Genomic DNA, 20270 nt, shown 5'->3' with positions numbered 1-20270 from the left:
TCTAGTGCGTAAGATAACAGGTTCAAAGCGTCGCATTTGAGCCATCTCAATCAATAAATGTTAGCCATAAAAAAACCGCCCAATTTCACGACTTAGGCGGTTTTTTGCGCAGTTTTTAATAGCCAATGATTAAGCGGTTTGCTCGTACACTGGGTGTTTGGCGCAGATTGCTTGGACTTTTTCACGCACTTCGCCGATAACGTTTTCGTCACCGCGGCTATCGAGCACATCACAAATCCAGCCAGCCAATTCTCTTACTTCCGCTTCACCAAACCCACGAGTAGTGACTGCGGGCGTACCAATACGCACCCCTGACGTCACAAACGGTGATTTAGGGTCATTTGGCACCGCGTTTTTGTTGACGGTGATGTGGGCATCGCCCAACCATTTATCCGCTTCTTTGCCGGTGATTTCTTGTTTGATTAAGCTAATCAGCATTAAGTGGTTTTCCGTGCCGCCCGAGACGATGTCATAACCGCGCGACATAATGACGTCTGCCATGGCTTTGGCGTTTTTAACCACTTGTTGCTGGTAGGCTTTGAAATCTTCGCCTAACGCTTCTTTAAAACACACCGCTTTACCCGCAATCGCGTGCATCAATGGACCACCTTGGTTGCCAGGGAACACGGCAGAGTTGAGTTTTTTCTCAATCTCTGGGTTGGCTTTTGCCAAGATTAAGCCTGAACGTGGACCACGTAGGGTTTTGTGGGTAGTGGTAGTAGTAACGTCAGCGATTTGCACAGGGCTTGGATAAACACCTGCGGCAACCAGTCCGGCTACGTGTGCCATATCGACCATCAAGTATGCGCCAACGCTGTCTGCGATGTCACGGAATTTTTGCCAATCAACCACTTGGCTATAAGCAGAAAAACCCGCGATAATCATTTTGGGTTGGTGCTCTTTGGCTAGGCGTTCGACTTCATCATAGTCGATGATGCCTGTTTCTTTATTTAAGCCATATTGTACGGCTTTATAGTTGATACCAGAGAAGTTTACATGCGCACCATGCGTCAAATGACCGCCATCAGCAAGGCTCATGCCCAGTACCGTGTCACCCGCTTTTAATAAGGCTAAAAATACCGCGCTGTTGGCTTGGCTACCGGCGTGTGGCTGTACGTTAGCGTAGTCTGCGCCAAACAATTCTTTGGCACGGTCAATCGCTAATTGCTCAACCACGTCAACATATTCACAGCCACCGTAATAACGTTTGCCTGGATAGCCTTCAGCGTATTTATTGGTCAATTGGCTACCTTGCGCTTCCATCACCGCTGGTGAACAGTAGTTTTCTGAAGCAATCAGTTCAATATGGTCTTCTTGACGTTTGGCTTCATTGTCCATCGCTTGGGCAAGTTCAGCGTCAAACTGGTGAATAGTCACATTTTTAAACATGGCAATTTCCTTTTAAGTGAGTCAAAAAACGGGCGGACAAAACCGAAAAATATGGCTTAGTTTAGCATGGTTTGGTTTTTTTTAGTGAATAATCCAGCCATTTGGCTGAATTTGTCCTATTACTTGTCGTCGGCTACTGACCTGACTGATATTGGTTTGAAAAACTCATTAATACAACGCGCCATCCAAAAAATTTTCATAAAAAAAGACAGTTACCCTAACTGTCTTTTTTTGGCTAACTATTTAAATACTAGCGCACAGCAACTAATGGTTTTTGTACCCAGCCTTCGCCTTTATCGCTACTGACATGAATCATGCCATTTTCTTCTTCACCCATAAGGCTATTTTCAAACGCAGGCAAAAAGGTCTCACTAATCAAAAAATGCCTGCCTTGCCACTGGTAAAGGGTGGTGCGCCGCCAGCCTTGCGCTGTCATATCAATCCAGCGATTGGTCATCACTGCGCCATGCCGACGAAACAGTATATAGCCAATCGGTGTTGTGCCCAAATTTGCCAGTTTTCGCGCATTACCAATGAGGCTGGCAAACGGAAATACCGACCGCGCCACCACCCACGCCTCTTGATTAGGCTTGCCAAATAATAAGGCTTCGCGCACCCAAGCCGATTGGCTCACCCCAAGCGGTAACTGCAGTTGGCGCTTTTCGCTCAGGGACAAGGTTTGCCGCCCTTCAAACGTCGGCTGTACGATGAGTTTATGCTGAGATAAGGCTTCAAATTTGGCGGTGAGCGACCCTGTTGACGTCAGCCAAGGGATAAGTTTCGGCGGTATCTGCTGTTTGTGTGCTGCGCTCAAATGCGCGAAAGCTAAGTTTAGGTTTAGGTTTAGACCAACATTTATCATTATTTTTTCAAAAACTCATTATCGGGTATGGTGCCTTGCGCGGCAACATCGCCAAAAAATTGGCTTTTATAGGTGTCATTAAAAGGTAACGCGGTCATCGCATCGGCTTGGTACGCCAATATAGCTTGCTGTTCGTCTTGGCAAAACTGGGCAATCGCAGGGGCAAACACCTTGTCGTAGACACGGTGTAGCGAATGAGTCAAAACTGGATAAAAGCCGCGAATCAACTTGTGCTCCCCTTGGGTACCAGGGTCAAAGTAGCGCAAGCCTTGCTTGATAGCAAACTCAATGCCTTGGTAATAACACAGCTCAAAATGTAAACAATCATATTCTTCTAGGCAGCCCCAATAGCGACCATATAACGTGCTGATAGCGGCATCGTCATCGAAAAAAAACAAACTACAAGCCACGATATCACCGTGCGCGTTATGCGCTTGAGCAAGCATCAGCTTATCTGCCATAGTCTGCCCAAGCTGCTTAAAAAATGCTAAATTCAAATACGGCTGCCGCCCTCTGACCAGATAGGTCATGGCATAGCATTGATAAAAAACAGCCCAATCCGCCTCAGTGATATGGTCACCGAGTTTAACCTGACAGCTTAGATTTTGTTTGAGCACCTTTTGGCGTTCCACCTTAATTGATTTGCGTTTTTTGGCAGTTAATGTTGCCAAAAACTCATCAAAATTGGCGCATTTTTTATCCTGTAGATTGCGATTTTGCCATAAAAACTGACAGCTTAGCCGTTCACAAAGATTGGGCACATTTTGCAACGCTTGGACGTCTTTTGGGGAGAAAAACAGTCCGTGCCAAGTGGATGCTTGATAGCGACTCGCCAATTCATCAATCGCTTGTAGTAAGGTCTGATACAGTGGCGCGGTTAATGACTTACCTTGTGCCACCCAAATCCGCTCGCCGGTGACGGGGGTAAAGGGCACGCTTGTCACCAATCTTGGATAATAATTTCTACCATAGCGCTCAAAGGCTTCTGCCCAGCTAAAATCAAACACATATTCGCCTTGGTGATGCTTTTTGATAAACACAGGCATCACGGCAATCAGTTGCGCGCCATCATCGACAATCTGCACATACTGCACCCACCAATCGCTGCGCCCGCCAATCAGCTTTGCATCTATCAGCGCTTGCCAAAAATCAAAGGACATAAAGGGTGTATCAGGCGTTTGCCACTGTGTCTGTGAGCGCCAGTCAAACTCAGTGGTAAATTGATAGTGATAGGACATATGTTAGTATTATTGTAGTTTTATGAACGGATTATTATACCTTGTTTTTAGCCAAAAATACGGGCTTATCCTTTTGCACAATTTGGCACAATTTTGCAAAATATGTATGGGGTTGGGCGGTATGGTTTATAACGGTGACTTTATTGCAATAGCCAAGATTAGAGTTTACACTGAACAACTTAGCAGCCAACTGCTTGATGCGCTTTAAGCTTTTTTTCACTCACTTGTCATCCTCTACCATGCCAACACTGATTTTATTTAACAAACCTTATGGCGTACTTAGCCAATTTCGCAGCGATGATAATAACAACTTTGCGACGCTCAGCGATTATTTTAGCGACAAAAGCTTACGCGTTGCAGGGCGATTAGATGCCACTTCCGAAGGATTGCTACTGCTAACCGCTGATGGACAAGTCAATAAAGCCTTGACCCATCCACCCAAAGCCAATGCAGGCAAACAACAAGGTAAAACCTACTGGATACAGGTGGAAGGCGAGGCAAGCGATACCCAGCTACAGCAACTACAAACAGGGGTAGCACTCAAAGACGGCATCACCTTACCTGCCGAAGTTGTACGGCTGAGTGAAGCACAAATTGCCGAGCATATTTGGCAAGCGCCTGACAAGATTGCCAAACGCAAAGTCACCACGTGGCTCGCCATCACCATTTTTGAAGGTAAAAATCGTCAAGTACGTCGCATGGCGGCCCATGTGGGACTGCCCTGTTTGCGGCTGATTCGCATGGCATCAAGTGGCTTTAGTTTGGGAAATTTAGAGGTTGGCGCATCCACACAAATACCGCTATCAGCTGCCGATTTAAAGCGACTGGGTGTCCAACCTTTATCCGCGGCAACGACAAAGCCACAATCGCGCAAAAAACCTCGCGTGTTAACGCCTAAATCGCCACAATCAAAGCACCCAACAAGCCGACGCAAACAGCGATGAGTAGACAGCCATTAGCCTCTTTAATCAATATGTCAGCAGGTCTAATCGGTTAAAGTTAAATAAGTCAGCTAAATGAGTCAGTTCAATTCAAGTGAATACATCGTCAAAATCGCTTGCTGTATGAGTTATACTATCTTCGCTTGTGGTCCTCGCATTAACATAAAGTAATAGGACTGTCATATCCCACTACGCTAATATCTCGCTACTTTATAACTAGGAAATTGTATGATCGCACAATATTTGATGGTCGATAACGCCCTGCTGGAGCAACTGCAAAATGCCACGGATACAGCGCGAACCGCGTTACTTGAAAGCATGAGTGAGCAGCCCCAAGCGCAATTGGTAGATTTGGGCAAACTGTGGGACATTATCCATTTTGTGTTAACCAAACACAGTGCCACCCAACCAGTACCTGATGAGCCTGTTAGTGAGTTTGTGGTGGGGGTGGAAACTTTTAGTGATAGTGAAGAGGCCGATTTCATTGCTTTTACCCCGTGGGCACATATTGTCGAAATCGTCGATGCACTAGAACAAATTAACTTTAAAAAACGCTTAGAAAAAGTCTCGATGAAGTCACTACGTGAGCAAGCTATTTTTCCACCCAATATTTGGCAAGACAAAAAGGAAAATTTGGATAAAGAATTGCTAGCTTCATATGATGAGTTATTAGCGTTTTATAATGACGCCTTAGACAATGGCAATAATATTGTGGTGAGTATTTTATAACGCCGATATACTCCTTTTTTCATTTTTTGAACCAAAAAAAGCACCTTATAAAAGGTGCTTTTTTTATCAATGCGCGGATGAAAATATCAGCTAGCTTGACTTGATTAGTTAACCGATTGTGGTGCAAGGATAGTCATCTCTACACGGCGGTTTGGTTCATAGCTTGAGCCAAATTGTGTTGTTTCACCGCGACCAATAGCGCTGATACGGTTACCAGAGATGCCACGATTGACTAAGTAATTAGCAACTGCTGATGCGCGGCGCTGTGATAATTGTTGGTTTCTATTTGCATCCCCTTCCACTGAGGCATAACCATTTACTTGAATGTTAGTTTGGTTATAGTCACGTAGTGTAGTACCCACTTTATCCAACGTCGTGTAGAAGTTAGGCAAAATAGTAGAATCACCAACACGGAAAGTTACCGCTTCAGGGATAGACAAGTTAATGTTATTAGTCACTGGGTCACGTGTTACCGTCACGCCAGAACCTGCAGTTTGCGCACGAAGTTTAGCTTCTTGTTGCTGCATATAGTAACCCACACCTGCACCTAGCACACCACCGATTGCCGCATCACGACCGGTTCTTTCACCGCCTGTTGCTTTTGAAACACCCGCGCCTGCCGCTGCTCCTAATAGACCACCAATAAGCGCTTTATTGTTCGTAATGCCTGTTGATGTCGTACCAGTTGGCGTTGTCGCACAACCTGTTAAGATAACACCTGATGCTAAAGTAGCTGCTAATAATTTAGTACGCATGAGTAATCTCCTTTGAATTCCTCTAGTTATAATGGCTTAGTTATAATTTCCACGCACCAACTTGTTGTTTTTATCTCATTTGCCAGATAAACCTGACAACACTCAGTTGCTTTGTGATTGAGCTCATTATGCAATAAACTTTTTCTTTGTATGTAATGATTTGTCTTAAGGATGTTGTAGGATGGCATAATTTGTTACAAAATATTTTCAAGTATTCATTATCTATATTATTTATTTTTATATATTAATTGCTTTGTGATTTTGTTGAAAACTAGGCTGTATAGTCAACCTATTATCCACAGCTTATTCAGTAACTTGTTAATTTTTAAAAAAATTTTTGACAATTGACTTTACTGGGATGTCTAGCGTAGTACCGATAAACTCGCAAGATTTGTGCTTGCCAGTGTGGAAAAATTTATTAGTGAACATTTTTGACGTTTGCTAAACTAACACTTATTTTTACAATTAATGAAGCCAAGTTAATGAAGCCAAGTATTTTTTCTTATGTCTCATTCAAATAAGCTTTTTTGAATAAGTTTTGTGGGAGTCAAATATGACAAATAACAATAAACCCTCATTGCTCAAAAACACGTTAAATAAACTACGTAAAACATCATTACCTTTGGCGCAAAACGCCAGCTTGGCAATGGCGGCAGGCACCATTACCGGCAATTCAGTGCTGTTTAGTCTACCGCTTTGGGCGATGGGCGCAGTAAAAACATTAACGGGTCATACATTGGCAGATAAATCCGTGTTAAAAATAGCCAATCACTGGATTAACACCAACAATCGTTTGATTGAAAATATCCTGCCCGATATTGATTTTCGCGTCAACCTGCCTGATGACTTGTCGGTCGATGGCAAATATATTTTGCTGAGCAATCACCAATCCTGGGTCGACACCACTGTCATCCAATATATCAGTGAAAACCGACTACCATTAACGCGATTTTTTGCCAAATACGAGCTACTGTATATCCCAATTGTGGGGCAAGCGTTTTATTTTTTAGACTTTCCGATGATGAAACGCTACTCGAAAACAGCGATTGCTAAAAATCCAGCGCTAGAAGACCGCGATATCATCGAAGCCAAACGTGCTTGTCAAAACTTAATCGACAAGCCTTTTACCTTACTTAACTTTATCGAAGGCACGCGGTTTACCCAAAAAAAACGTGACTTGCAACAATCACCGTATCAACATTTGCTAAAACCCAAAGCGGGCGGCATTGCACTTGCATTGGGTGCGTTGGTTGGCGATTTAGATGCTGTGCTTGATATGACGATTGTATATCCTGACGGTATTCCTACCTATCAGGATTTATGGGAAGGTAATATCAAACGCATCGGGGTGGATATTCAAAAAATTGTATTGCCAGATGATTTGCTACAGCGCCTCATGGATGGCAAATACCAGCAGGATGAACAAACCAAAATAGATATGTACCGTTGGCTGGATGACTTGTGGCAGAAAAAGGACCAACGTATCCAAGCCATGCTCGATGATTTTACCCGTCATCCCCAGCAACACATTGTTAGCCACACATGACTAGTGACCTATCACTAATTACACTACCAGTTAAACTCTCAGGTAAGCCATGCAAGGTATGACTTACCTGCCTTGTCCTCACTCACATTTTTTGCGGTATTGACCCCATTTTGAGCACTTTTTTATGCCAACTGCTAATTTAGACCCAAAATCCAGCCCAACGCCAAGCTCGAATATTAGCCAACCTCTCGCTGCTCACCCTGCCAAACCCAGTCGTTGGCAGTTAGCCTACGATACCATCATGATGGTTGCCATTGTGTTGGACTTACTGCTCATGGGGTTTGACGCTTTGATGCTAAGTAGCTTTATGGCAAAAATAGCAAATTGGCTGGGGTTTTTTGATAGTATCGTCAGTTATCAGCAAGGATGGCACGAGCCGCTCAAAATCGCAGGGGGTCTGTTTACCATCTTTTTGGTAGCAGAGCTTGTGGTTCGTTGGTTGATTGCCATCGCCCAAAAACGCTATTACCGCTGGTTTTTCTTTCCATTCGTGCATTGGTATGAAGTGTTGGGCTGTGCACCGCAGCTGCGCGCATTACGACTGCTGCGCGTCGGCGTGATTGGCTATCGTCTGCACAAACTTGGCTACAAAGTTTTGCCCGCCAGTTGGCTTGCCACGATCAAATTTTATTATCAAATGATTATGGAAGAGATTTCTGATCGGGTGATTTTAACCGCGATTGACAATATCCGCACCGAAATAAGCAACGCCGATGGGCATTTGGTCAAAAACATCATCGACAAGCATCGAGATGACATACAAAAGGTCATTGTCGAAGTGCTGCAGCAAGAAGCCACACCGTTATTACAATCCACGCCCGCCCATCCTGCTATCTTTGCCAAACCTTTGGCAGAACAGGTGGGCATCGCCATTCAGCAAGCGCTAACCGATACGCCCGAGCTGCACCGCATATTACGGTTGATACCGATTGCAGGTAGTCTGATAGAAAACCAAATGCACAGCATCGGGCAACACATTGGGGAAAATCTGACATTAAGCTTGACCACCAACCTTACCAAACCGCAAACGCTCACGCTGATGTATGAAGAAATCGCCAAAAGCTTAGTGCAAATTGACGTCACTAGCCCTGCGCTAGAAAAATTAGTTAGCGATATTATTGATGATAGTTTGACGTCACTTGCCAACCAAGTTCGCATTCAACAATGGAAGCACCAAATACGCTGATTGAATCCACCAATTTGGCTGGCAGCTAACGGCTGTGCAACGCTTTTTTTATCGCCCTATTACGGCTTTGGTTGCCAAACAATAAATAGCGCGGTGAATGGTTGTTGTTTTAAATAATACTTGCTAATATGCGGTATGAATCGATTTTGATGTATAAAAAGTTATTATAAAAAGGTTTTTCATGACACAGCCCGCTGCCCTTGACTTGACCCAAGATAGTTCATTACAAAAATTACAAAGCGTACCTAACCTATCAGAGCAGGGTTTACCGCAAAGTCAGCAGCCAGCCAACCCATTACCCACTGACCCTGTAGCCACTAGCGTGAAACTCACTGGTAGACTACTGAACTTTACCCGCCTAAATATTGAAGGCAATGATATCAAAGTAATTTTGACAAAGATTGCACAAAAGCTAGGTCGTCAACGCCAGTCCAACTTACCGGTGATTATCAGCTGTCAACAGCCATTAAATTTAGCCCAGCTTTGGGGCGGCTTATGGGTGCTAGGGTTACAGCCGATTGGGTTGGTCACAGGCGCTAATGACACCCAAGCCAATGAGCTTCGCATTGCCATTTTTCCAGCAGATGGGCAACGTATTGATGGCAAAGCACCAAAAAATGTGGCGACGGGTAGTGAGCGAAAATCAGACAGCACAGCAAATACTTCATCCTCTCAATACGTTGCGCAGTCCCCTATTCAATCACCCGCATCCGACAGTCAAGCGACTCAGCGACAAAATCAAACCGCCAGTGATATGGTAACCAATAATACCGCAAGCAATGATACCGCAGCTGCACCTGACAAATTTGTCGCCTCATCGCATCACCAATCACAGCTTGAAGGCGATTTGGTGCATACTCAAATGCTGCGCTCAGGTCAAAGTATCAACCATGTTGGTGGTGACGTGATTTTGACCAAAGGCATCAATGCCGGCGCGGAAGCGATTACCGATTATAGCCTGCACGTGTATGGCAAAGCCGAAGGGCGATTAGTCGCAGGGGCGACGGGCGATACCAATGCCAAAATATTCTGTTTGCGTTTTAACCCGTCACTGGTATCAGTTGCGGGTACTTATTGCCTAAAAGAAAATATTCCCACGGAGTATTTGGATAAAGCGGTACAAGTTAGCTACTTGGATGGACAAGGCTTGGTGTTTGAGTTGATGGAATAATAATCACCTAAACAACCACTTATACCACAATCCATGCAAAAATCGTCAATCTCTCGATTAACTTCGAAAAGTTTTTTATGCTAAACTAGTCCAATTAACCAAATTTAGGCTAACTAAAATTTAAGTCTTAATTTTTAACGATTTACGTTAATTTATATCCATATTTTTCAAACCAGTTTAGCGTGAATGTGTGTATGGCTTGAATGATTCAATACCGCCTCACTGACACCGTGCTATGAATAGGAGTATGCCAAAGTGGCAAAAATCGTTGTTGTAACTTCAGGAAAAGGCGGGGTAGGTAAAACCACCACCAGTGCCTCTTTCGCTACGGGTCTCGCCGTTCGCGGCTTTAAAACTGTGGTGATTGACTTTGACGTGGGTCTTAGAAACCTTGACCTCATTATGGGCTGCGAAAACCGTATCGTGTATGACTTTGTTGATGTTATCTCAGGGAACGCGCGCCTGTCACAAGCGTTGGTAAAAGACAAACAACTCAATAATTTGTTTATCTTACCTGCCAGCCAAACGCGCGACAAAGACGCCTTGACAGACGAAGGAGTCGCGGAAGTCATTAATGAGCTAGCCAAACAATTCGACTACATCGTGTGTGACTCGCCTGCTGGTATCGAGCGCGGCGCCCAGCTTGCTATGTACCATGCCGATGAAGCCATCATCGTGACCAACCCAGAAATCTCATCGGTGCGTGACTCAGACCGTATCATCGGTATTTTGCAAAGCCGTACCAAAAAAGTTGAAGAAGGTACAGGCGTGGTACGTGAGCACTTGGTCATCAACCGCTACAACGCTGAGCGTGCGGAGCGCGGTGAGATGATGGATATTAATAGCATTTCTAATGACATCCTAAAAGTGCCACTACTTGGCGTGATTCCTGAAAGCAATAGCGTACTTGAGGCATCAAACCAAGGTGTACCTGTGGTGCTAGATCAAAATTCAAAAGCTGGTCAAACTTATGATGACATGGTCGCTCGTTTCTTGGGGGAAGAACGTCCCTATCGCCATATCGAGGTGAAGAAGAAAAGCTTCCTACAACGCTGGTTTGGAGGTTAGGCTATGGGATTTTGGAGTAATTTATTTGGTGGTGAGCAAAAGTCAAACAGTGCCAATACTGCCGCAGAGCGCCTAAAAGTCATCGTTGCTAGCGAAAACCGCTTGCACAATCGGTTAACCCCAGAGCGTATTGAAAAAATGAAACGTGAGATCTTGGCAGTGGTCAATACCTACGTGTCAGGTGTCAACATTGATGACGTCAATATTCAACATCACAATGAAGCAAACATGGAAGTGCTGGAGATGAATATCAGCTTGCCTGATAGTACACGCCAATAATCTAGCTTGCTTTTAAAAAATTGTTACTAAAAAGCCCATGATGACATGGGCTTTTTTATACTTTAGGCTAACTTAGCGCATACGGCGAATCAAATGGTCTTTTTGGATAAATTGGTGATATAGCGCGCCGATGATATGCAAGGCTGTGAACACCAGCAACAACGTCCACAACAGATTTTTATGAATTTTTTCCAACGTGCCTGACAAATCACTGTTTTCACTGACAAAGGCTGGGATATCAAACAGCCCAAACATACTCACCCCTTCCCCATCAAACATAACAGAAAACCAGCCCGCCAAAGGCATGGCAAGTAAAATCAAGTACAGTGCCAAATGGGTTAAATGCGATAGTTTATTTTGCCATTTTGGCATCGGCACATCAGCGGGGGCTTTGGTGACAAAACGGTTGATAATACGACCTACTGTCCAAAATAACACACTGAGTCCAAACGCTTTATGCAAATCAAAATAGGTAAAGTCAGTTGCATCCTCATTCAGCTCAATCATTGCCCAAGTCGCAATCAACAATACCACACTAATCCAATGGAAAATACGGGACGATAGCGACCATTTGTTGATACCGTGTGGGGCAATCGGCTGTGGCGCTTCATTTGCAGGAAATAATGCCATAATGGATTTTACCTTATCATGATTTGTTTTGGGTTATTCTAGCAATGTTTGGGCAAAATAAAAGTAACAGACTGTTGGCAAATAGCATAAAGGCGGACTGCATCTAACCATCTAAATCCACCAAGAAATGCGAGAGTTTGTCCAAATCTGGTACTACACACAATTCACCTGCCAACATGACTGGCTGAAAAATATAGGCGTGCTGTAGGCTATAGTCTGCCAAATTCGGTGTGCGTGAGCGCTCGATGAGCTCATCATTTGGCGCGTTTAAGGCGGTTAATAAGTCAGGGTAGTGAGTCGCTAATTCAGCTTGGTAAGTGGCGTCATCAGCGTCTTTGAGATCAGCGATACGCACAGAATGGAAAGTCACTTCGCCGTGAATTTGTAAGGCAAGACGATGGATATCAGTGACGCTTTCTAACACCACTAAGTGGGTGGGCTGCTCATCTTTTGGCAACAAGTGATACACTGACACTTCTTGGCCGCGCCAAAGATAATTCCAAATGCGCTCATCATAGTTATCAATGCTCAAAATCAAGGCTTGCGGCACAATCCAGTCAGGCGAACTGCTAGAAGGAATTCGCGCAATGGTTAATTGACCTTTGGTGATACTTAGGACGCCTACATCTTCATCTTGCTTAAAGTAACGGTTTAACTCGTTTGCCATGGCTTGCTCATTTTAGTGATTAATAAGAAATTTAGCGGTTATCTTGACCAGCCTATAGCATTAGCCACACAAGGCAATTAGCTGCTCAGCTAACAGCTTAGGGGTGCCAACAAAAGTGACTTGATTGCTTTCAATCATGCTTTGTGGCTGGCTTGCGCAGGTGCTACTGTCAGGGGTTTGCGCCCAAATAATACTGCCATTTTTTTTGACCGTCGCTGCCGCATCACTACCATCATTGCCCATACCAGAGAACACGATAGTGATTAAATTGTTGCCAAACGCTTCGCTGCAATTACGCATGACCTCACTGATTGGGGGTTTGTAACTGCCTTGCCAAGGTTTACGCTGCAAAATTACCCGTCCATTGGAGTCACACACCACACTGTGCTCAATCGGTAAAATCAAACAACGCCCTGACAATAATTTTTGGGTATTGGTCACTATGTCACAGCGCCACTCGTTGTGACGATTTAAAATTCTTGGCAAGGTGTTGAGCATATTTTGGTTAAAGTGCTGCGCTAGTAGCAGTGATACTGGCAAATCTTCGGGCAAATTATCTAAAAATTCCTTGATGGCGAGCGGTCCGCCCATCGATGCCGCGAGCAATACCACATATTTCCACGGTTTGATTTCACCCTTGGCAGCCTCATAGTGCGCTAGCAAATCGCTACGTTCTAGCATGATGGCGATTTTTCGCTTAAGTTGGCGTTGCCATTTGGCATATAACAGACTTTCATTGATATAAGGCGCCGTGACAAAGCCCAGTAATACAACCTTAGTCAAATTGACATTCAGTTGTTTTTCAACATTTTGAATGACGGCGTAATCGTCTTGGGTATCGACTAGCCACACATCCACTTTTTGCTGAAAATGTTTTTCGGTCAGCTGTGACGCTGCCAAGCACTCCACGATTTCAAATCCCCATGAACGAATGGTATCGCTAAAGGCAAGCCGTTGCTGATTTTCCTCAGCAACGATAAAAAATCGCAGCGGCGGTGAGTGCTTTGACAGCATGAATGATTGTATCCTTTACATGGTCGGCTTAGTCAGTTTTTGCTTGTTGGGTAAAGCGTGCTAACGTGTCTAACAGCATTTGTTCTTGGAATGGTTTACCCATGTATTCATTTACCCCGATACCAAACGCGCGTTCACGGTGTTTTTCACCGGTGCGCGATGTAATCATGACAATAGGGATATGCTGGAGTCGTGGGTTATGGCGAATATGGTTGGCGACTTCAAAGCCGTCCATTCGTGGCATTTCAATATCCAATACAATGACCTCCGGTAGCATTTCTTGCAGTTTTTCTAGCGCATCAATACCATCTGTTGCCACTTGGGCCTCATAGCCGTGACGTTCTAGTAAGCGCGAGGTGACTTTGCGCACTGTTACTGAGTCATCTACAATCAGCACCACGGGTTTGTGCGCTTGTTTGACCGACTTATTGGCTTTTTGCTGCTCGACTTTGGCGATATTGCTGACATTACGCATCAATGCCACCAAGTCAAGAATGAGCATGACCGAACCATCCCCCATGATGGTAGCAGCCGAAATTCCATCGATATGTGAGAGCTGACGACCGAGTGGTTTGACGACCACTTCAATACGAGAGCCTGCAATCATATCCACTTGCAGCGCCATGCGCTGACCTAAGTCAGTACGAATAATAATCACGGGTACGCTGCTTGACTGGTGCGCTAGTGCATCCACCGGGTCGCTACCGTATAAAATCTGATTGAGATAGCGCAGACGATAGGCTTGTTCATCGATATTGATACTATCGGCATTGGTGGTATAAAAATTAGCAATCGCATCGATATTGACCCGCATCACACGTTCAATTTGCACCAATGGTACAGCAAAGTATTTATCCCCTGCCCTAACCATCAAGGCATCAGACACAGCAACTGTCAATGGTAGACGCATGGTAAAGCGTGAGCCTCTGCCACTTTCAGAATCGACGGTGACTACACCACCTAGCTGCTTGACCTCACTTTGAACCACATCCATACCGACACCACGGCCTGATATTTGTGATACGGATTTGGCGGTGGACAGACCTGCGTTAAAGATATATTGCATGATATCAAGTGTTTTTAGACTGGTATCTTTGGCAGAAATCAAGCCTTGCTCAATCGCTTTTTGGCGTACCGCATTCACATTAATACCGCGCCCATCATCGGTTAAATTGATAACGATTTCACCACCTTCACGCAGCACTTCAAGTGTGATTAAGCCTGTTCTTGATTTGCCACTTTCAATACGTTCTTGCGATTTTTCGATACCATGGTCAACGGCGTTACGTAGCATATGCTCAAGCGGTGAGGTAATACGCTCAAGGATATTACGGTCAATTTCACCTTCATCATTTAGGATCCGTAGTTCAACAGACTTGCCAAGCTCAGTGGCTGTTTGGCGGACGATCCGTTGCAGACGTGGCGTGATACGCGAGAATGGCACAGTACGTGAGTCCATCAACCCTTCTTGTAAATCAGTCTGGGTGCGTGATAATTGCAGTAGCAAGTTTTCGGTTTCACGGGTTTTATCGAGCATGGTGGTTTTGATGTCTAACAAGTCCGATGCCGATTCCGAGAGCGATTTTGACAGTTGGTTAAGCGCTGAATATTGGTCCATCTCTAGCGGGTCAAAGTCACTTTCTAATTCATGTTCATCACCAATTTGTGACAAAATTTGAATCTCAAGCTCAGTTTCCATACGGCGTAGCTGATCTGCTAGACGCTGTACGGTTGCGCCCATCTCTTCGATATTGTTTGATAGACTCGATATACCCATCTCGATTCGTGAGCGGTTAATCGCGGACTCACCTGATAGGTTAATCATGCGCTCCATGGTACTTGCAGAAATCCTAAGCATCTCAGCATTAAGGCTCGATTGATCTTGCTCAGATTCAAAGTTACTGGTCATCAGCGGCATGACGCTTAGGTCGCGCTGTTTGACTTCTAACGTGTCTTGCCCGAGGCTACTGCGATAGATATCAATTTGTTCAATTTGGCTAGCTAAGTTAACATTGGGGATTTCTTTTAAGCTATCAGGTTTTCGCGAGAATTGTTGCAGTGCTGCAACCAATGCTACCGGCGTTTGTGGGTTAAATTTATTTTCTAATACATAAATCGCACTTGCTAACCAGTCATGACACACCGCCAATAGGTTGCCAATCATCCGAGTCGCAGGTTTGCGGCGGCTGCCTAGCTCTTCGTAGATGGTTTCCATTTCGTGCGCTAATGTAGCAATTCCTTCTGCACCGACCATTCTTGCGCCACCTTTGATGGTGTGCAATTCACGTTGCAAGGCTTGTAATGCTGCAAGATCACTGTTATTACTACGGAACTCTTGTAAATGCTGGCTGCTGCTATCAATCAGCTCTTTGGCTTCTTCAAGATACACTTTTAAGATATCTTCGTCAGGCTCTTGACCTTTCCAAGTCTCTAAACGACGCTCTTCAAAGTTGTTAATAATTTCTTCGATGTAAAGTGGATCATTTTTCGCAAGCGCGCTATCACCCTCATTGGCAGGTTGTTTTTGCTCCATCGACTCTTCAGGATTGGCTTCAACAATCAGTGGCACCGCAAATACCAAGTCTCGACTTTGTACTGTGCCGGCGATGACCTCATCGATTTGGTGAGCAAAATCTGTGGCTTCAAAAGAGCGACTAAATTGTCGAACTTGCTTGAGCTGTGAGGCAATGGTTTCATGCAGCTTTTGCAGCAAGGAAGCAGTATCGGTATCACTAGGTAAAATACCATTGTCAATGGCGTCATACACTTGCTCACCACGTAGCGCCATCTCGACGATACTCGATACCCCGATTAGCTCTGCACCCCCTTTTAAGATATGCATATAATTAGCTAGTTCTTTGACCACCTCTAAATTGCTAAGGTTATTGAGCCATTGGTTGTAGTAATTTTGCATATCGGGCTGAATGGTTTGCACTTCATCCAAGAAAATCTGCAACAGTTCATCGTCTGTAGCAACTGTCTGGTACTCGATAGCATCCATCTCAGCTTGGTACTGACTTTTTGCCAATAATTTTCTTAAAGTTTCAATCGCCGCTTCATTGATATTGACGCGCAGTCCTGCTGCAATGGCGTCAAACATATTGATGAGCTGATTGTGTAAGCCCATTAGGCCATCATAAATGTCTTCGTTTTTGGCAAACTGCGGATAATCAGCAAGTTTTTTATAGGCAAACTGTAAGGTACTTGGAATGATAAAATAGCTCAAACCTTCAGTCGCTTGCGCAAGCCTTGACGCTTGTTGTTCAAGCTGCTCGGCATAGGCAATAACTTGTTCGTTCTCACCAGCAAACCTAGCCTGTGCTTGCTGATCGGCATCGAGTAAGTCATCAATCTCAAGCGCTATCAGGTCTTTGACCGTCAGTTTTGTGCTTTCATAAGATTCGGCATTAGCATCTGTTAGCCGCTCAATCAAGTCAGCAACAATGTCAGTGTTATCTTCTACCACCGTCACATCATGATGGATTCTATGCTCATCAATGTAGGTTTGTAGCAGATCTTTGGCCTCTTGCAAGGTCAATAACTGGCTGGCCGTGAGCGGCATTTCATTATGTAATAAGTCGCCCAGTGCTTCTTCTACCGCGGCGCTCAAGTGATAAACATTGTTGAGTTCAATCAGCGCTGCGCCACCACGCAAGGTATGAAATGCCCGTAATATGGCATCAGGCACATGCGTTGCAGGCTCCCCCAAATGGTGGGTGATAAAGTTATCAATATCGGCCAATAACTCGTCCGCTTCTTCAATAAATACGTCATCAGCGACATCCATTTCACTGATGTCACTAATGCCACTGACATCCTGTAGCGCTTGAGTTTGGGCAGTGGCGTGACCAGACGAAAACGCCGCATCTGTGTGTGACGCACTTGAGTGTGACGCAGTTGGCGAAGCTGCTACTTGTCCCCCAAAGGCGGATAAGGCTTGATGGTAGCTAAAGCTGTCGCCATGTTTTTTGGCATAGCTATTAGCGACAGCTTGCCATAATTGAATCACTGCGGGATAGTCTGTACGATTTTGGGCAAAAATCGTGATGAGCCCAGCAAATGCCTCAATAACATCACTAACTAGACGTAAAACCCCCTCGTCTACTGTTATGGTATGATCGAGCACGCGATTGAGCATGTTTTCAATCGACCAAGTAAGCTCCCCTAGCTGATTGGCGCCAACCATACGACCTGAGCCTTTTAAGGTATGAAAACCTCGGCGAATTTCTTTTAAGGTATCAAAATCATTGGGCTTGGCTTGCCAAGCTTGGTTAAGTGGTGCAATTGTCTCGATAACTTCATTGGCTTCTTCGATATAGATTTCTTGAATATCGGGATCGCTGACCGCATTTGTGACCGTCGTTAGCTGCTCATATTCGCGAGCCACCACCTCAGGTAAGGCATGAATATCCCCTGTAGTTGATGGCGCAACGTCGCTCGCAGCTTCATTGCCTTGAGCCACCTTCTCACTGTCTTCAGCCACACTAGCACTGACTGATACAAGGTTATCTAAGCCATTGGTTTCTGGCAGACCTGTGTTAATCGGCTGCTGCTGTAATAGATTAGTCGCTTGCAATACCGTAACCGCAGGGTCAATACTTGGCGCCCGCTGCTGCTGAAAATCTTCAACCAGTGTCGGCAGTTTGCGATGGGTATCTTTGATAAAACCCACTAACGCATCACTAACTGCTAAAGTGCCATCTAGCACACGGTTGAGCATGTTTTCTACTGCCCAACACATCTCACCAATTTGATGAGCGCCCACCATACGACCTGAGCCCTTTAAGGTATGAAAACCTCGGCGGATATCTTTGAGCGCGACTAATTCATGGGTATCCACTTCCCATACGGGAATCTTCTCACCCAACTCAGCGAGGACTTCTTGCGCCTCTTCAATGAAAATATCTCGGATATCTTCATCCATACTATAGTCATCATCTTTGAGGGCTTGCCTTGCAGCCGCCAGCGCTTGCGATTCTTGCACGACAGGCGTTTGCGTGATAGCCGTTTGCGTGTTAGGCGCTTCTGCAGCAGTAGCTAGTACTTGTGCTGGTGATTCAATATCACTGGCAATACGTTCGCCTTCATCATCGTAAATCACCGTATCTCTGCCAAAGTGCTTGGTTGGCGCTACCACTTCAGCGGCGGTTAATGGCGTTTCGATTAAGCGATTAAGCAATAAATTGGCGCGGTTAAGCTGTGTTTGGGTTTGATCTAAAAATTCTTCATTGACAGACTGGTTGGATAAATAATCCAAAAATAGCTCCAAGCGGGCAATCAAGTCGGCGATAGCATCACTGGCTTCCCAGCTTAAGACGTGTACCGAATTTTTATGAATACGGCTAAATAGTAAGCGAATTTGTTCGACCAATTCTTTGAAACGTGTTAAACCTAATGCCCCAAAAACTTGGATGGTGGCAATTAATTCGTCATTGACTGTTAACTTATTTAAATCACGGGTTTGGATATATTGATTAAACGACCGCTTGATATTTTCAACATGCACGCGCGTTTGCCGCACCGCTTCATTTTGCGGATTGCTGGCATAGGCAAAATGCTGTAAGCCAATTTGGCTATCAAGGGTTTCAACCGTTGATAACAACTGGCTGTAAAAATCTTGCAGCTGGCGTTCTACCTGCCAAGTCAGAGATGACGCCATAAAAGTATCTTGCGTCATCAAGCGCACGTCATCGATAATTTGCGCCATTTGGTTTTCATAAAACACCCAACCGCGATTTGCCAAACTATTTTTGACCGATTCAAGCAGCGGCAAAATGGTGAGCGGTTCATGCACTTGATAAATAATTTTTTCAAGTTTTTCTAATACTTGACTAAATAGATTATCAAGCGTGTCACTACTATTGATATCCAAGCTTGATAGCAGAGCTTTAGCGTCATGCGATTTGTGGGTTAACGCATTGAGCGCTAATAACACATCAACTGCCAGACGGGACACGGTAATATCAGGGGTGAGAGTCAAATCATGCGTCAGCACCAATGACAGACTGTTTAATAGCGCAGCATAAGCGGTTGGCACAGGCTGCTCATTGAGGGTCAGATTATTGCACCACACTGCGACCAACTGCCAAAATTGACGCCAAGCAGGATTGATGGCAGCCTGGGACAAATAGCCAGCAACCTTGGTCAGCGCATCTAAATGTTTACTGTCGTTGGTCGCGTTTTGTAGTAGTTGCAAACTGGTATAACGCCAGACTTTGAGTAACTCATCGGCTTGGGCACTGTCCCATGAATGTTTGATGTCTGGCGTGGGTAATTGGCTTAAAAATAATAAAGTATTGTCTGCGGCAGCTTGGATGGGCTCATAAGATGACGCTATGCCAAGCAGTTGCTCAAAATAAGCGATTCGGTCATTGACCCAGTCGGTATGAATCTGCTGTTTAGCTTGTACTTGTTCAATGTCAAATTGCAGCAACTTCACCGCATGGCTGATTTGACTAAAATACTGCGGAGATAAAGTTTCTTGGTGAATGGCGATAGTGGTTTTGTCAAGCGTTTTCGCCAGTTTTGATAAGGCTGGCTGGTTGGCAAGCGCGAGTGCACCAGTGATTTGGTGCAAATGTTGACCGATTAACTGCCACGCTGGCTGCGCGTCATGTCGTTGTAGCAACTGGTTAAGCTCACCAAATACGTCTTTCAAAACAGGCATCAACCAGTCTAAGGCGATCAAATTACGTTGTTTACTCATACCATATTCCTAGGACAACGACTGTCAAAAACGATGACGATTTTTCTCGATTTTAAGTTAGCTGTAACGCAGTCGTTTATTAATTTCTT

The 20270-nt window shown here is 44.7% G+C and carries 15 protein-coding genes; 7 read left to right on the top strand and 8 right to left on the bottom strand.

Going from position 1 to position 20270, the window contains the following annotated elements:
• Window positions 1-129 precede the first annotated feature (129 nt).
• From glyA to ACAM39_RS01410, 3 genes are all read right to left on the bottom strand, one after another.
• On the bottom strand, window positions 130-1389 hold the full coding sequence (gene glyA / locus ACAM39_RS01420) for a serine hydroxymethyltransferase (RefSeq protein ID WP_076775085.1): 1260 nt from the start codon (window positions 1387-1389) through the stop codon (window positions 130-132).
• A 250-nt stretch (window positions 1390-1639) separates the two neighbouring features.
• The gene (locus ACAM39_RS01415; RefSeq protein WP_369627957.1) at window positions 1640-2251 is read right to left on the bottom strand and encodes a chorismate--pyruvate lyase family protein; all 612 of its coding nucleotides are present in this window, start codon (window positions 2249-2251) and stop codon (window positions 1640-1642) included.
• A complete protein-coding gene (locus ACAM39_RS01410) occupies window positions 2251-3489 on the bottom strand; it encodes a GNAT family N-acetyltransferase (protein ID WP_369627956.1) in 1239 nt (412 codons plus the stop codon). The genes ACAM39_RS01415 and ACAM39_RS01410 overlap by 1 nt, the downstream gene beginning before the upstream one ends.
• A 239-nt stretch (window positions 3490-3728) precedes the next feature.
• Here ACAM39_RS01410 and ACAM39_RS01405 point away from each other — a divergent pair, with 239 nt between their 5' ends.
• Together ACAM39_RS01405 and ACAM39_RS01400 are read left to right on the top strand one after the other, a co-directional pair.
• Window positions 3729-4433, top strand: a complete 705-nt coding sequence (locus ACAM39_RS01405; RefSeq protein WP_369627955.1) for a pseudouridine synthase — start codon at window positions 3729-3731, stop codon at window positions 4431-4433.
• Between the two features lie 225 nt (window positions 4434-4658).
• On the top strand, window positions 4659-5159 hold the full coding sequence (locus ACAM39_RS01400) for a YfbM family protein (protein ID WP_369627954.1): 501 nt from the start codon (window positions 4659-4661) through the stop codon (window positions 5157-5159).
• A gap of 104 nt (window positions 5160-5263) precedes the next feature.
• Here ACAM39_RS01400 and ACAM39_RS01395 read toward each other — a convergent pair whose 3' ends face one another.
• On the bottom strand, window positions 5264-5914 hold the full coding sequence (locus ACAM39_RS01395) for an OmpA family protein (RefSeq protein ID WP_369627953.1): 651 nt from the start codon (window positions 5912-5914) through the stop codon (window positions 5264-5266).
• 553 nt (window positions 5915-6467) lie between these two features.
• Here ACAM39_RS01395 and ACAM39_RS01390 point away from each other — a divergent pair.
• From ACAM39_RS01390 to minE, 5 genes are all read left to right on the top strand, one after another.
• Entirely contained in the window at window positions 6468-7460 is a 993-nt protein-coding gene (locus ACAM39_RS01390) for an acetyltransferase (protein ID WP_369627952.1), read from the top strand.
• Window positions 7461-7584: 124 nt separating this feature from the next.
• Window positions 7585-8646, top strand: coding sequence for a hypothetical protein (locus ACAM39_RS01385; RefSeq protein ID WP_369627951.1), 1062 nt, complete (start codon window positions 7585-7587; stop codon window positions 8644-8646).
• Between the two features lie 181 nt (window positions 8647-8827).
• Window positions 8828-9817, top strand: coding sequence for a septum site-determining protein MinC (gene minC / locus ACAM39_RS01380; RefSeq protein WP_369627950.1), 990 nt, complete (start codon window positions 8828-8830; stop codon window positions 9815-9817).
• 255 nt (window positions 9818-10072) lie between these two features.
• A complete protein-coding gene (gene minD, locus ACAM39_RS01375) occupies window positions 10073-10885 on the top strand; it encodes a septum site-determining protein MinD (protein ID WP_062332529.1) in 813 nt (270 codons plus the stop codon).
• 3 nt (window positions 10886-10888) lie between these two features.
• Window positions 10889-11164, top strand: a complete 276-nt coding sequence (gene minE / locus ACAM39_RS01370; protein ID WP_007115412.1) for a cell division topological specificity factor MinE — start codon at window positions 10889-10891, stop codon at window positions 11162-11164.
• Between the two features lie 72 nt (window positions 11165-11236).
• On the opposite strand, the gene ACAM39_RS01365 is transcribed toward minE, so the two are convergent.
• The 4 genes from ACAM39_RS01365 to ACAM39_RS01350 all read right to left on the bottom strand — a co-directional run bounded on the left by ACAM39_RS01365 (window position 11237) and on the right by ACAM39_RS01350 (window position 20181).
• Complete coding sequence (locus ACAM39_RS01365; RefSeq protein ID WP_062332532.1) at window positions 11237-11794, bottom strand: cytochrome b; 558 nt, start codon at window positions 11792-11794, stop codon at window positions 11237-11239.
• A 103-nt stretch (window positions 11795-11897) separates the two neighbouring features.
• Window positions 11898-12461 (bottom strand): hypothetical protein, encoded by a 564-nt coding sequence (locus ACAM39_RS01360; protein WP_369627949.1) that lies wholly within the window; start codon window positions 12459-12461, stop codon window positions 11898-11900.
• A 60-nt stretch (window positions 12462-12521) separates the two neighbouring features.
• Window positions 12522-13475 (bottom strand): chemotaxis protein CheB, encoded by a 954-nt coding sequence (locus tag ACAM39_RS01355; protein ID WP_369627948.1) that lies wholly within the window; start codon window positions 13473-13475, stop codon window positions 12522-12524.
• Between the two features lie 28 nt (window positions 13476-13503).
• Window positions 13504-20181: an Hpt domain-containing protein gene (locus tag ACAM39_RS01350; protein ID WP_369627947.1), complete on the bottom strand. Its 6678-nt coding sequence runs from the start codon at window positions 20179-20181 to the stop codon at window positions 13504-13506.
• Between the last annotated feature and the right edge of the window lie 89 nt (window positions 20182-20270).

The sequence above is a fragment of the Moraxella sp. K02 genome (genome assembly GCF_041154755.1).
Taxonomy (GTDB): Bacteria; Pseudomonadota; Gammaproteobacteria; order Pseudomonadales; family Moraxellaceae; genus Faucicola.
This window is presented reverse-complemented; position numbering and strand designations above follow the sequence as displayed.